This window comes from Pseudoalteromonas sp. SK18 (assembly GCF_001974855.1).
Lineage (GTDB): Bacteria > Pseudomonadota > Gammaproteobacteria > Enterobacterales > Alteromonadaceae > Pseudoalteromonas.
On record NZ_MTQB01000001.1, the window covers coordinates 261706 to 276352 of the forward strand.

General features: G+C 39.6%; 15 protein-coding genes. 7 read left to right on the forward strand and 8 right to left on the reverse strand.

The features are described from left to right. From BW139_RS01245 to BW139_RS01260, 4 genes are all read right to left on the reverse strand, one after another. The gene (locus BW139_RS01245) at positions 1–1230 is read right to left on the reverse strand and encodes an efflux RND transporter periplasmic adaptor subunit (RefSeq protein WP_076918388.1); all 1230 of its coding nucleotides are present in this window, start codon (positions 1228–1230) and stop codon (positions 1–3) included. Beyond that, entirely contained in the window at positions 1227–2480 is a 1254-nt protein-coding gene (locus BW139_RS01250) for a TolC family protein (protein ID WP_076918389.1), read from the reverse strand. The genes BW139_RS01245 and BW139_RS01250 overlap by 4 nt, the downstream gene beginning before the upstream one ends. 172 nt (positions 2481–2652) lie before the next feature. Next, complete coding sequence (locus BW139_RS01255) at positions 2653–2967, reverse strand: hypothetical protein (RefSeq protein ID WP_076918390.1); 315 nt, start codon at positions 2965–2967, stop codon at positions 2653–2655. Positions 2968–3144: 177 nt separating this feature from the next. After that, the gene (locus BW139_RS01260) at positions 3145–4290 is read right to left on the reverse strand and encodes an iron-containing alcohol dehydrogenase (RefSeq protein WP_008111234.1); all 1146 of its coding nucleotides are present in this window, start codon (positions 4288–4290) and stop codon (positions 3145–3147) included. A 185-nt stretch (positions 4291–4475) separates the two neighbouring features. On the opposite strand from BW139_RS01260, the gene BW139_RS01265 reads away from it, so the two are divergent. Continuing rightward, complete coding sequence (locus BW139_RS01265; RefSeq protein ID WP_076918391.1) at positions 4476–5354, forward strand: AraC family transcriptional regulator; 879 nt, start codon at positions 4476–4478, stop codon at positions 5352–5354. A gap of 132 nt (positions 5355–5486) precedes the next feature. Further along, a complete protein-coding gene (locus BW139_RS01270; RefSeq protein WP_076918392.1) occupies positions 5487–7067 on the forward strand; it encodes a diguanylate cyclase in 1581 nt (526 codons plus the stop codon). 45 nt (positions 7068–7112) lie between these two features. On the opposite strand, the gene BW139_RS01275 is transcribed toward BW139_RS01270, so the two are convergent. Next, a complete protein-coding gene (locus BW139_RS01275) occupies positions 7113–7532 on the reverse strand; it encodes a VOC family protein (RefSeq protein ID WP_076918393.1) in 420 nt (139 codons plus the stop codon). A 219-nt stretch (positions 7533–7751) separates the two neighbouring features. On the opposite strand from BW139_RS01275, the gene BW139_RS01280 reads away from it, so the two are divergent. From BW139_RS01280 to BW139_RS01290, 3 genes are all read left to right on the forward strand, one after another. Then, positions 7752–8120 carry a hypothetical protein gene (locus BW139_RS01280; protein WP_171036863.1) on the forward strand — a complete coding sequence of 123 codons (369 nt, stop codon included), beginning with the start codon at positions 7752–7754 and terminating at the stop codon, positions 8118–8120. Then, positions 8117–8500, forward strand: a complete 384-nt coding sequence (locus tag BW139_RS01285) for a hypothetical protein (protein ID WP_076918394.1) — start codon at positions 8117–8119, stop codon at positions 8498–8500. Before BW139_RS01280 ends, BW139_RS01285 begins: the two co-directional genes overlap by 4 nt. 144 nt (positions 8501–8644) lie before the next feature. Continuing rightward, a complete protein-coding gene (locus tag BW139_RS01290; RefSeq protein ID WP_076918395.1) occupies positions 8645–10834 on the forward strand; it encodes a fasciclin domain-containing protein in 2190 nt (729 codons plus the stop codon). A gap of 70 nt (positions 10835–10904) precedes the next feature. Here BW139_RS01290 and BW139_RS01295 read toward each other — a convergent pair whose 3' ends face one another. Then, a complete protein-coding gene (locus BW139_RS01295) occupies positions 10905–11729 on the reverse strand; it encodes a sterol desaturase family protein (protein WP_076918396.1) in 825 nt (274 codons plus the stop codon). Continuing rightward, the gene (locus BW139_RS01300) at positions 11726–12169 is read right to left on the reverse strand and encodes an SRPBCC family protein (RefSeq protein ID WP_076918397.1); all 444 of its coding nucleotides are present in this window, start codon (positions 12167–12169) and stop codon (positions 11726–11728) included. Before BW139_RS01300 ends, BW139_RS01295 begins: the two co-directional genes overlap by 4 nt. A 96-nt stretch (positions 12170–12265) precedes the next feature. Here BW139_RS01300 and BW139_RS01305 point away from each other — a divergent pair, with 96 nt between their 5' ends. Together BW139_RS01305 and BW139_RS01310 are read left to right on the forward strand one after the other, a co-directional pair. Beyond that, positions 12266–13264: an AraC family transcriptional regulator gene (locus BW139_RS01305; RefSeq protein WP_076918398.1), complete on the forward strand. Its 999-nt coding sequence runs from the start codon at positions 12266–12268 to the stop codon at positions 13262–13264. A 94-nt stretch (positions 13265–13358) separates the two neighbouring features. Beyond that, the gene (locus BW139_RS01310; protein ID WP_076918399.1) at positions 13359–14120 is read left to right on the forward strand and encodes an ABC transporter substrate-binding protein; all 762 of its coding nucleotides are present in this window, start codon (positions 13359–13361) and stop codon (positions 14118–14120) included. Here the strand turns inward: BW139_RS01310 and BW139_RS01315 are convergent. Beyond that, on the reverse strand, positions 14117–14527 hold the full coding sequence (locus tag BW139_RS01315; protein WP_076918400.1) for an NUDIX hydrolase: 411 nt from the start codon (positions 14525–14527) through the stop codon (positions 14117–14119). The genes BW139_RS01310 and BW139_RS01315 overlap by 4 nt on opposite strands. Positions 14528–14647 lie beyond the last annotated feature (120 nt).

A 14647-nucleotide genomic window follows, 5' to 3' on the forward strand; every position in this document is an offset into this window, starting at 1 on the left:
CTAGTGTGAGTGACTTGCGCCGCTTTTTAAAATATCGGCTTTGATCACATAGCTATTGGCAGTGACGTACTCGCTACCGGGGCTTAAACCCGCGACAACTTCAACCCACGCGCTACTTTTTGCGCCTAAAGTAACAGGGCGTACTTCAAACACACTATTTTTACGCACAAACACACTCGCCATACCGTTAAACTCTTGAATAGCCTCAGGCTTTACACGCAAGTTAGCATTAACTTTATCGATATTGACATCACTATTAACATGCATACCTGGACGCCAATGACCATCAGGGTTATTAAGCTCAATGCGGGCACGTGCAATGTGCCCGCCAGTCATCATAGGTGCTATAAAAAACACTTTACCTTGGGCATTCAAATGATGATGTAAATCGTATACCGTGGCGCTTTGACCAATGGCTAGATTTTCGATGTTTTCAGGAAAGGCTGAGAGCTCAACCCATACTTTATCAAGGTTCACGACCTGCATTAGCGCGCGAGTACTTGCCAGTTCGCCACGCTTTAAATACTGCTCGGTCACCACACCGCTAATAGGGCTTTTAATGCTGTAGTTTTGCAAAGTTTCGCGATTGGTGACGCTGGCTAATACATCACCTTTTTGAACGGTTTGACCTATGCTGACAAAAATATCGCTGATCAATCCGATATATGGCGCCATCACTTCTACTGTGCCGTGCTGCGTCGGTGCAATAACACCAAAAAGCGTGTCAGAAATATCAACCTCGCCACTTTGTGCTATCTCCGTTTTAATACCCGCACCTTCAATTGCTCGCTCGCTCAACACAGTGCGGCCTTCGTGTTGGGTGTACTCAAAAATAACGCGTTCACCTTTATAATTAGCAGTAATGAAAAGCGCAAACGAATGTGGCTCATTTATGGGTTGCGTGCTAACAAGGTAGCCATTCTCACGCGTAAATTGTATTTTTTGCGGCGCTTCTACTAATCGTTTTAAGTTCATTTCGATGCTTAAATCGTTTATATCTACCGGCTGATTTTGCTCATAACCATATACGCGCAGCTCAACTTTACCTGCAAATTCTTGCAGCTTTAACTCAAGAGTGAGCTTTTCGTTAGTTAATAAAAAGCCGCCATGTGGACCTTGTTTTTGGGTTTGCTCTGTTTGGTCATGTTCTGCTGAGGCAAATACATGTGTGCTTGTTAAGCTAGCTACAAACGAGAGAAATACTAATAATGCGATAAAAGTGTTGTTCATGATTGAAAAGTCTCAGTTAAAGATTGGCCAGTTAAACGCTCAAGTGCGAGATGGGTCTGATATAACGCTGCATATGTGTTAATCAACGCGCGTTTAGAGTCAAAAAGAGCTTGTTGAGCATCGAGCAATTGCAACACCGAAATTTGTCCGCGTTGATAGCTTTTTAAACTTTGCTCAATGAGTGTTTGGGCTTGGGGAATAACTTGCCCAGATAACAACTGTGCCTGTAATGTCTTACCTTGGTAATAGGTATACAAAGTACGAACTTGCTGACGTAATTGAACCCGTAACAGTCCTTGCTGCTCACGTAACAATGCTAACTGACTGTTAGCTGCTTCAATATTACCGCTATTTGAGTTACTCAATTGCAACGGCATTGAAAACGAAAACAGCAACGAACTGGTATTGTTTTGCTGGTTGTAGCTCACGCCTGCACCTATATTAATATCGCTTTGCCCATTAGCTTTTTGCAGCGTTAAGTTGGCCGCTTGCTGTAAGTATTGCTGCTGTAACATAGCAAAATCAGGCGCTTGGTTAACCGCATCAAGTAACCCTTGCTCAGACCTAAGCGGCATTAATGTATTAATATTCCCAGCTAAATCCGTGTAATCATGTTGCTCACTCCACAGCTCATTGAGCGATAAACGTGCTCGCTCAAATTCGCTATTTAGCTTAGCTTTATCAAGCTCAACTTGGCTAAGCGCATAACGCATGCGGGTTACATCCGCTTGCGATACAGCGCCGGCATCAGCTCGTTGCGTTATTGCTTTAAGTGCTTGGCTTACAACCTGATGTCGTTCGCTATTGAGAGAAAGTAAAGTTTGAAATTTAAGCGCCTCGTAATACCGCTCACCAGTGGTTGCCAATAAGGCTAAACGGGTATTTTGATATTGTATTGCTTGGGCTTTAATGTTTGCCGTAGCGTAATTTATACGGCTTTGGCGTTTATCTCCAAGCTCTATAAGCTGGCTAAATGCCAAGGTTATTTCAGCGTCTTGCACACCACGTGCATCGTTTGTCCCCAGCAGATTTTCAGCTTCTATATTTAAGATAGGGTTAGGCGAAAGAGCAGCTTGAGATTTAAGCGCGCTGAGTATTTTTTGATGATAAGGGTAGCGTTTTAATAGCGGATTTTGTTGCTCGGTATTTATCAACGCTTGTTTTAGAGTTAGTGTTTTAACATTTGCAAACGCACTAAAAGCAGGCAGCGTGCACAACATCACCACCAACATAATTGATTTTTTATTCATATAGCTTGTCCGTTTTTAATAAACAGAGTTCACTTGCAAACCATTCACAACCTGCGCAAAAGATAGCGACAGTGTAAAATGCTCAGCAATCTAAACATGCCTATAACGGCCCATAAAACACTTACGTGTAGGCAGCTAAAAGCATAGTAATTAATTGAAATTAAATTAAAAACTAGCTAAATGAATTCGGTGGCGGTACGTCTGGTGGATAATGTAAGCCGTGATAGCATATCGCTAAAGTTGGTTTACTTTTCTCGGGAGTTATTGAGTGATTTGAGCTGTGGCTATAACCACTGTGGCAATGCTGGTGAGCATGTATTTCTGCTGTTGGGGCATTATCGCTATCATCAGCAGATGAACCTAGTTGCGATAATGAGCTATTTACGTGGTCAACGTCTTCTTGTAAATGGTACGCGGCGCCATCACAGCTTATAAAGCTATGCACAAGCACAAGTAACATTACAATTAAAAAACGATTTGAACGCACAGTTAAACGAATTCCTTATTGAAATACACGATTAGTTAAGCTCATTACTTATCTAATTCAGCACTGTACCTGAAAATACCTAAAAAAGTAATGCAGCAAAATAAAATTTTATTTCATTCAATCTTATTTTGCTGCAAAAAGCCGCTAACCAATCTTAGCGGTCAATATTAACCGTTATTAAGCAACCGCTTGCTCTAAAATTTCACGGCTTTCTTTTAACGTAATAGCTTGGTTTTCACCAAGGGCAACCATGCCATGCGCTTCTAGTTTGCCAATAATATTATCAATGGCAGCCGCTTTATCATCGCCATGCTCAGTAAGCTCAGTGGCTACATCAAGACTGTGGTAAAACGCTTCAATTGCTTGAATTGTTTGCTCTGCTAAATCATCTGTTTGTGCAAGACCAAATACGTTTTTACCCATTTGTTCTAGTTTTGCTTTTTTAACTGTAAATTGGTTGCGCAGTAAAGAAGGCTGAACAATAGCCAGTGAACGTGCATGATCAACGCCGTAAGCAGCTGTAAGCTCATGGCCAATCATGTGGGTTGCCCAATCTTGTGATACGCCAGAACCAATTAAGCCGTTAAGTGCTTGGTTTGCAGCCCACATAAGGTTTGCACGCCATGCATCGTCTTGGTTTTCAAAGTTATCACCCAATGTTTTAAGCGCTTTTAACAATGCCTCTGCGTAACCTTCTTGAACAAGTGCACCTTCTGGGAATGTTAGGTACTGCTCACAGGTATGTACCCATGCATCTACTAAACCATTAACAAGCTGGCGCTGCGGTAATGTTTTCATTACATCAGGGTCCATAATGGCAAATTTTGGTAATACTTCTGGAGATGCAAACGGTAGTTTTTGCTTCGTAGCTTCTTTGCTTACTACTGAATTTTGATTAGACTCAGAACCCGTTGCTGGCAATGTAAGTACCGCACCTATAGGTAATGCGCTAGTAATTGTGTGCTTACCTGTAGGGATATCCCAACCTTCGCCATCGTATACAGCGGATGCTGCAATGTATTTAACGCCGTCAATTACAGAGCCGCCGCCTACACCTAATACGAAATCGATATCTTGTTCTTTACAAATTTTTACTGCTTGGTCTAGCACTTCAATTGTTGGGTTAGCACCTACGCCCGAAAACTCTACCCAATCAAAACCTTCAAGTGCTGCTGCAACTTGGTCGTACACACCGTTCTTTTTAATAGAACCGCCACCGTAAACAACTAATACTTTTTGATCTTTTGCGATCAAATCAGTAAGTGCGGCAATTTGTTGCTGACCAAATTGAATTAAAGTGGGATTTACGTAGCTAAATTTCATTATTTTGCTCCTAAAGGGGACGGTTAATTACTAAACACTTTATCAATTCTTAAACAAATAAAGTATTGATAGATGCATAATAATGGCATAGCGCATATATAAAAAGCCTAATACCTGTCAAAAGCTTGCCTAAAACTATCAGCGTTGTTATTTTATGCCAAATACCGTTAATTTAAGCTGTTCTTATGACGACCATCGCCACTTTGTTACAACAATACGCAGATCATAATAAATTGCTCAGCTTTGAAGGTACCATGGAAACTATTATTCCAGGGGTGTACTTTCATCGCGCGACAAAAAGCTCAGCGCGTCAGCCGCTTATTTATAATTCAGGTATTATTATCGTTGGCCAAGGACATAAAATTATTCACTTCCCTGAGCATCAAATTCAGTATGGTGCAGGCGATTATTTAGTACTAGGTGTGCCCGTTCCACTAGAATGTGAAGCGTTTACTGATAATGAATTGCCGGTAATGGGTATTGCAATTGATATAAACCCAGTCATGCTGCACAAATTGGTTAGCCAAATGATGCAACATAAGCCTATTTCACCACCGTTAACGCAAAGCGGAGCGGTACAAAGTGCCGCTTTAGATATGGCCATGGAGCAAGTCACTCACCGACTGTTAACAGTGTTAAACAATCCGCTTGAGGCTGAGGTATTTGGTGGCGATATAGTTAAGGAATTAGTATTTAAAGTACTGTGTGGCCCTCAAGGGCATACCTTAATTGGGCTTGCAATGCACGATGGCCATTACGCGCGCATAGCGCGTACTTTATCAACATTACATAGTAATTACGCAAGCCCTATTACCGTAGAGCACTTAGCTGAAGAAGTGAATATGAGTGTGTCATCTTTTCACCGTGCTTTTAAACAAGTTACGTTTGAATCCCCTTTGCAGTATTTAAAAAAAGTACGCTTAGCTAAAGCAAAAGAATTAATAACCACCTCTGGCAGTAAAGCTAACGAGGCCGCATTTAAAGTAGGTTACACCAGTGCGTCACAATTTAGTCGTGAGTTTAAACGCCACTTCAATAAAACCCCCAGTGAAATACATGTGTGATTAAAAATAACCCATTCTTGCGCTAAGTCATTATTTAAATACTTTATCATTAGACTTTGTTAATATGACTTAAAAGTATTCGTCTACTTAGTAATGATATATTGTACGATAAAGACAAGGAGTTATTTGAGCATGTTAAGCGCTCTCATGGTTAGGTTTAGCATTTTTATATGCGCTTTTACTCTGCTATTTAGTAGCGTTACTTTTGCGCAAGAGCATTGCCAGCTCAGTGTAAGAGCAACAAACACATCGGTGTCTTTGTCCAAAGAAGTTGTCTCAAATATTAAGCTTAAAAACGGTATCAATCATCTCGAATTAAGCTGTAACTTAAACCAAGGCGGGGTGTTTTCATTTACTCGTCCTGCACTTAAAGACTTTTCGTGGCAGCAAAATTCAGTATATAAAATACCTTTAAAAACCAATCAGATGGCAATTTTAATGGACCCAGGCGTTTTTACTGCCCAGCTTACGGTTACTACCTCAGCAGCTTATACCCCACGCTTTACTTGGTCAGATACACAGCCTTTTGTCGAAAAAATTCAACGCTACAACCTTATTTTTGGCATTTTTTATGGTCTTTGCGCCACGCTTATTTTTTATGCACTAATTATAGGGCACGGCATAAAAGACCCTCTTTTTAAACTGTATGGCATTTATATTTTTTGCATCGCTAGTTTTATATTCTTTCAAGAAGGACAGCCTTATTTATTTACACAGCAGTACTACTCTGTGTACGTAAGCCATCTTTACACGTTAAGTATTGGCTTAACTATAATCAGTGCTACATGGTTTATGAGCGCACTATTGGAGCTACCTAAATACTTTCCAAAGATAAGCAATACATTAAAAGTTGCCGCCTTATGCGTACTGACTTTGTGCTTACAAAAAATAGCCCTCGATCTGCCACTAATAACCAATATTACCTCTGCAGTAACCGGCTATTTATCATTATTTATTGTCATGACTATTTTTATCCTCAGCGCGATACAAACAAAGTACGGTGTTAATGAAGCAAACTTGGTATTTATAGCACTGGCAAGTGTGTTTATTAGTATGGTGTTTAGAGTACTACTAACCGATTACAGCCCGTTCATTCAACGCTATGGATTTGTTATAGCGTTTACAATTGAATCTTTATTACTGGCTATTGCCGTCGGCAGACGAATTCAAAGGTTAAGTTATGCAAAAAAACAAGCTGAACGACACGCTAACTTTGATCACTTATGCCATATATACAATCGTCGCGGTTGGAGCTTAAAAGCAAACGACTTACTAGCAGAGCACAAGCAACGAGGAGGCGTTTTATGTTTTTTATATATAGATTTAGACCGTTTTAAAGCAATTAATGATACTTATGGTCATGATGTGGGCGACAAAGTACTGTGCAAAGTTGCAGAGTCACTTAGTCAACATATGCGCACTGAAGATGCCGTTGGCCGCTTAGGAGGCGATGAATTTGTGGCCATGGCATTATTTAATAGCAACGAAAAAATTAACCAGCGAGTTAACACCCTAGAGCAACAATTAAACCAGTTAACTATAGAGCATCAGGGCCATACCATTTCCATTTACGCCAGTGTTGGGCAAACTAGCTATACTCAGCCACCTGATAACTTAGACACAGTTTTAAAAGCGGGTGATGAAGCGATGTATAAACAGAAATTACAAAGAAAGGCGAAGCAGACTGAAAAAATGGTAGTCGCCGCTATTTAAAAACATAAAACATGAGCTAGTCAATAAGACTAGCTCAGCTACAGTCTAATCCTTTTTAAATAGTACCTCAGGATTAACCATGGTTTTCATTTCGAGCACGTTACCGTTAGGATCTTCAATAAAAAAGGTTTCTTGCTCAAACTCATCACCAACAAAACGACGGTAAGGCTGATCTAAATATTCAAGGCCGGCATCGGCAATGCGTTGCTTAAGTCCTTGAAACTCACTTTCTGATAAATGTATACCAAAATGTGGTACAGCCACAGCGCCCATATCAACGTCGTGACGAACCGTAGGTAAACGCTCAACACTTTGATGCAGAGTTAATTCATTACCCCAAAAATCAATGTCTACCCATCGCCCCGCTTCACTATTGCCGGTTTTACAGCCGAGTACGTCACAGTAAAACGCTTTCGCTTTTTCAAGATCACCAGCAGGGATAGCCAGATGTAAACAGTTAGACATAAATTACCTTAGGTTATAACTTTTAATATATGAAATATGCTGCATTATACATAATTTGCAATTTATAGAACATTAACAGTGTTATTTTTAGTCATTCGTTGCATATTGCTAATCTTCAATAGTAATAATTCACCTTTTAACAGTGGTATATCGATTTTAGTCTTAAATCGCAGTTTTTAACTATTAAAGCTAAAACTGATACATTATTATGTGCGCGCCATGACTAAATTCATACTTTTAAAATTCATCACCTTTTTTATCGGCTGCTTGTCGTGTTTTGTAATGCATAGCACATTCGCATTACCTATTGTTGTATCTGCCGGTTTAACAGGGCTTATCGGTTCATTTATTCCATTTCCTGCAGATTACAAAAACCACCCATACGCTGCTATTTATGCAGGCAGTTTTGCCGGTATGTGCTCCACTAATTTAATTAATGAATACTGGGAAATTGCGATTATTTCTGCCATTGGTGCTGTTTTATACACACTTACCATTAATGTATTTGCGGGGTTTGGCGGACGGTTAGGTAGCATTGCATTTGCTAGCGTCGCCTTATTTGTTTTAGCCAAGGAGTTAATAATATGACACTTATTTATCCGCTGCTTGCATTGTTAGGGGCGTTTTTAACCTTTTACTTGGCTAAACATAATCGCTTTGATGGGATCCGAGCCTCTGCAGCTCTATCCATTATTGCCTATTTAATATTTGCACAATTTAGTTTCAACGCTGAGCTATATAGCATCGTCTTTTTTGGCGGCACATTTATTGGCATGAGTGCCCCTCACCGCTTTGGTGTGTATACGCTTGCCAGTTCAGCAATTATATTTTCACTGTTTTTTGCCTATTTAGTGCCTATTCTTGATGGTTTTGGTGGTGCTTTGGGAATTAGTGCATTTTTATCCGTATGTATTTGCCACGTATTTATTTTACTTGGCGCACCGCGCAGTAAAAAAACTAAAATTTAAACGCTTTCTTGAATAAAAATTCAATAAAATCTTACACCTATTAAATTGTATAAAAATAACCCATGTTTTTTTGATCAACAATGCAAACTGCTTCGTAATATTCACAAAGCTGTAACACTGTAACATTCGATTAAAGGAACAATTATGAATAAAGTATTTAAGCTCGGTGCTCTCATACTTCCCTTGTTACTCATTCAAGGTTGTAGTAGCGATGACGATAACAACGCCCCAGTAACTGTAGATCCACAACCCGCTGTTTCAGTCTTTGACGCCGCACAGGACTCTGGAGATTTCACCACCCTTGTTGCAGCACTTGAAGCAACCGGTCTAGATGAAACCCTTGATGATTTAACTACTAGCTTTACTGTATTCGCCCCAACTGATGATGCATTTGCGTTACTAGGCGAAGAAACCATTAATAACTTATTAGCTGATACAGACACGCTTAGTTCAATTTTAACTTACCATGTGGTCTCTGGCAGAGTTGATGCACAAACTGCTATTGGTTTAGCGGGTACTACCGTTGAGACTGTTAACGGACAAAGCATTGCTTTATCTTTAAGTGGTGAAAATTTATTAGTAAATACTAGTACAGTAACAATGACTGACATTGTGACTGACAACGGAATTATTCATGTTATAGATGCAGTGCTCACACCTAAAACAGTGTCAGAAACTGCGCCAACCAACAATATTATTGAAACAGCTCAGCAAGCTGGCGATTTTAGTACCTTGCTAGCAGCACTTGATGTTGCAGGTTTAACCGCTGCGCTGTCTGATGAATCATCACAGTTTACGGTATTTGCACCGACTGATGCCGCGTTTGAAGCGGTAGGCAGTAAAATGATTAACACGCTGCTCGCCAACCCAGATGTATTGGGTGATATCTTAAAACAACATGTTTTATCAGGCTCTGTAGACTCTGTAACGGCTATGTCTTTAAATGGACAGTCGGCTGAAACTCTGCTTGGGAATACTCTCCCTATCGCGATAAATGCAGACACCAATATGTTAATGTTTGGCGGTGCGAACGTGGTGGTGACTGACATAGAAACCACCAACGGCGTTATTCATGTAATCGATTCTGTGATCGTTGGCGATGTCGCACTACCAGAGAGCTTTGGCACCATAGCTGATGTTGCTACTGAAAATGGTAGTTTTACAACATTACTCGCTGCACTAGCAGCAACAGGTTTAGACACTGTTGTGAGCGACCCTACAAATACATTTACTGTATTCGCACCTACTGATGCCGCGTTTAATGCTCTAGGCGAGGACACACTAAATGCGCTTTTAGCAGATACAGACACATTACGCGATATTTTACTTTACCACGTTGTTGCTGACGCAAATGTACTGTCAGATGCAGCGGTAACTATTGCTAATAGCGAAAACAACAAAGTAGAAATGGCAAATGGTGACATGGCTGCTTTATCGTACGTGAACAGCTCACTGTTTATTAACGATGCAGCAGTGAAAGCAGCGAATGTAACTGCTGATAACGGCGTAATTCATGTACTTAATAAAGTGATTATGCCGCCGGTTGAAGTGGGTACTCCGACTAAAACAATTGCTACAGTGGCTACTGAAACACCTGCATTGTCTACTTTGGTCACTGCACTACAAGCAGCATCACTGGTAGATACTTTTAACGATACCACAAAATCATTTACAGTATTTGCACCGACAAATGCTGCATTTAATAAAATTCCTACCGCTGATTTAAACGCTTTATTAGCTGACACTACTGCACTAACTAGTGTACTAACTCAACATGTTTTAGGCGCTCAAGTGGGTAGTACAGATGCATTTGCAGCCAATGGAAAAATGGTTACTACCCTTGCCGAAAATATGTTGAGCGTAAACATTGTTGACTTTACCAGCACCGAAAATACAGCAACAGACAGCATTGCTTACGATACAACTAACAACCGTTTAGTAACAGGTATGGCCGGTGCAATGCCAGGTAAAACAGTTTATGTGTTCGACAATGATTTAGGTGAGGCAATGAGCGTGTGTGAAGGTGGATGCGCAACAACATGGCCACCTGTTCTTGGCACTGCAGCGTCAATTGAAAATGTGCCAGGTTTATCGTTAATTGCTCGCTCAGATGACAGCATGCAAGTCGCTTATCTTGGTCGTCCTTTGTACACTTACGCAGGTGACACCGCTGTAGGTGATAACAATGGCCAAGCCGTGAACAATATTTGGTGGCAAGTAAGCTTGCCGGCTACATCATTACAAGTAGCGGGTAGTAATGTAACAACTACTGATATTTACACCAGTAATGGCGTTGTTCACTTAATTGATACAGTGATCACAACAGCTAAATAAATTAAGTTTTACTGTGAGATAAGCCAGGAGTGATGCTATTTACTCCTGGCTTTTATATATAAAAATAGGCTTACTTATTACTACTTTGAGAGCTTGTTGGGTAACCAAATACTACTTTTAATTTAGCTTTTAACCCGTTTGCCCTATAGCTACTTTTAACGAGATGCTGCCACTGATGAAAGGTAATTTTAATCGGGTTATTACTGTTTAGTTGGCCAATAATTCCGTATTTACACGGCTTATTTTCATCCTCTTCTACATAAGTGCCAAATAATTTATCCCAGATAATTAAAACGCCAGCGAAGTTTTTATCTAAGTAGCCATTATTTATAGCGTGGTGCACCCGATGATGCGATGGGGTATTAAATACGCTTTCAAACCAACCCAACTTTTTTACCACTTGGGTATGAACAAAAAATTGATACGCTAAATTAAGGGCAACTACGGCAAAAACAATCACAGGTTCAAAACCAAGTAATATCATCGGCATCCAAAACAGCCACATGCCCGCAAGCGGATACATTAAACTTTGTCTAAACGCAGTAGTAAAATTCATTCTCGTAGAGCTATGATGTACGACATGTGCTGCCCATAACCAATGTATATGGTGTGATGCACGATGAAACCAATAATATAAAAAGTCTTGCAGTACAAAGGCACCTAATACGGTCAGTACCGTCAATTCAATATCAAATAACCGAAACTGATACAGCCAGTAAAAAAACGGCATTAGCACTATTAACGCAATAGCATCAGCGCCTTGGTGTAATAAAGCAAGTAACGCGTTGGCTAAGCTGTCTTTTATATCGTAATAACGCCTAAATTTAATAAACTCAATAGCAACAAATAGCAAAAAAATAGGGCTCAGTGCGAGTAAAATAATTTCAATGCTCATACAACACGCTCCTGAAAATAACGGGCTATTTTTTTAAGTGCTTGGCTAATATCTTTTTTCATAAAAAAAGTCAGTATAAAATCAGGTAGCCAAAAAGGTGCAATGCAACGAATATGATAGCTAATCTCGGTGAGTGATGGATCTTCGTTATTGGTATTTAAGTAAATATCACCACGATGCTGTGCAACGGGCTTGCTGCCTATAATACGGTAACTAATATGACTATTATCTGCGGCTATTATTTGCTCTTTAAAGGTAGAGCCTTGCATTTTTATTTCTCTAATCGTGCCTTTCCCACCACTTATTTCACCCGGTTCTTGTGGTGTTAGTAGTTTAAAGTGAGCATTAAAAAACCGCCCTAAATCGGCATGCGCTAGTAATACGCTGCGTATTTGCTCAGGCGTTGCTGCCACAGTACGCTTAACCTTTATTTCCACCATGACCTTTGCCCTATTATTTTTATAGATCACTAGCATATAAAAATATGCCGTGGCAAACTTGCGATTAGATGACTATTTTTTAGCTTTAGGCGACAAATGAAAACCTTAGCCGATCATTACTTTTGTAGCTGTTTGGATTACCTTGAAGCCAAGGGCTTAGCTAGTCATGCGGTTTTAAACGCGATTGAATTTAATGAGTATACTAATAAGCAATCACAACAATTGGCGCCGCGGATCAGTTTAAAAAGCTATAATGCGTTGCTTAACTATGCACAACAAGCGTTAAACGACCCCCTATTTGGCTTTGAATTAGGGAAAAAAATACGCACCGCTGATTTTGGTATATTAGGGTATTTAATTGAATCGAGTACTAATTTAGCCAGTGCAATTACTGCACTGCTCAATTACGACAGCCTAGTAGCTAACATTGGTCGCGCCCAGTTTGAGCAACAACAAACATTGTGTAAAATAACTTGGTTAGCCGATCCACAATGTAGTCCACAGGCTGTTTTACGAAATATGACAGCATGGGTCAGTGTGGTACGCCAACTACTTAATCCACAACTTTCTCCTAGCTGCGTGTATTTTTCAACACACTTTTCAAACACCGAGCAACAACGATTAACTGATTGGTTTAATTGCCCAGTAAAAGCTGGAGCTAGCTTTAATCAAATCGAGTTTCCAAGTAATTACTTAACTCTGCCCTTTAAAACCGATAACAGCCAAATCAACGCGATGCTAAAGCAAATGTCAGAGCAACAGCTCTCCCAATTTAAAAGTCAGCAATTATTAACAGAAAAAATTAATCATATTTTAATGGCAAAACATGACTTACAAGATTGCTCTTTGCTTAGAACAGCCGCCGCCTTAAATATGACGCCACGCACAGTACAACGCTATTTAAAAAAAGAACAAACCACCTTTGCTAAACTGCTTGAAGAGGAGCAAAAACGACGTTTATTAACCTATATTCCTCATTATTCGTTAAATAATATCGCATTTATGCTGGGATTTAATGATCAAAGCTCTTTTAATCGTGCCTTTAAACGCTGGTATCATTGCTCACCTCGACAGTTCATAAAAAACAATAATTAAACATCTTAATTACTTAAAATACACATTTACAATATACCTTCTTCTTAATTTTCTTTACACTAGCATTATTGTATTGCCTAAAAGACAATTATTTATGCTTGTGCGTATGGTGTTAACTGTTTTTGTATTGGTTTTTTATAGCGCGGTTTGTAACGCCAATCCAGTTACTTTCATCGCTGAAGATTTACCGCCTTATCATTTTAAAAATCCCCAAGGTGAAACGCAGGGCGCATTGGTTGATATCGCAAAAGCTGTACTAAAAGGGACTGATTTAACAGCAAAGTTTGAAATAATGCCAATGGCTAGAATGTTTCAGCAGCAACAAGCCAACCCTAATGCCATTATGCTGTCACTGCTAAAAACACCAAACAGGCATCATCAATTTAAGTGGCTGGGTAAAGTTTACTTTGCAGACGCATACCTCGTTAGCTTACGCAGCCATAAAGATGAAGTGATTCATTTAAACTTCGCTAAAGAATACAAAGTAGCCACTATTCGCGGCTACTCTGCACAGACCTATCTAGAAGCCCAAGGTTTTACTGAAAATGAAAACTTGGTATTAGTGAGTTATTATCAGCAGCTCTGGAAAATGCTATATAAAGATCGTATCGACTTTGTCGTTACTAACACGCTCACACTTGAAAACGAATTAAAGCGCAGCGGGCTCGACCCTCATTTAATTTCAAAGCGCATCCATTTAGATGAATTACCTTCTTCTTTGCATTTTGCAGCCAGTAATCAACTTGACTCACACACAGCAAAAATTATTAGCGATAGGTTAAATGCCATCAAAGAAAGCGGTGAATATCAACAAATTTTAAATAAATGGCAACTTCCTATGCCAAAAAAACTTTAATACTCAGCGGGCAAGGAACTCTGTGCTAAATAATTTTTTAATGAGGCAAACAAAGGTGAAGGCAAGTTATTAATATCGCACCAACGCCACTGCAAACATTTATGTGGCTCTTTATTTACCACTTCACCACCTTCATAGTCTGCTTGCACATATAAAGTAATATAATGTTTGTTCTCTTTGCTAAATATATCGTTGGTAAAATCGAGTTTTCGAATATTAGTAACATCAAGGCCCGTTTCTTCTGCTACTTCACGCACAGCACATTGCTCAACCGTTTCACCAAATTCTAAGTGCCCACCAGGAGTTGCCCACGTATTTGCACCATGCGCGCCTATCCGTTCACCCAGTAGAATTTTATTATCATGCATTACTATTACTGCAACGCCTACCCTGACCATTTGATTCATTCTTTTATCCAATTACTCTTCATTAATTACAGTTACATTTTACATTAGTTGGTACCTTTTAGTTCCATACAATCATTACGTTAACCAAAAAACAAAAGTGTCGCTCACTATTTAACCGAC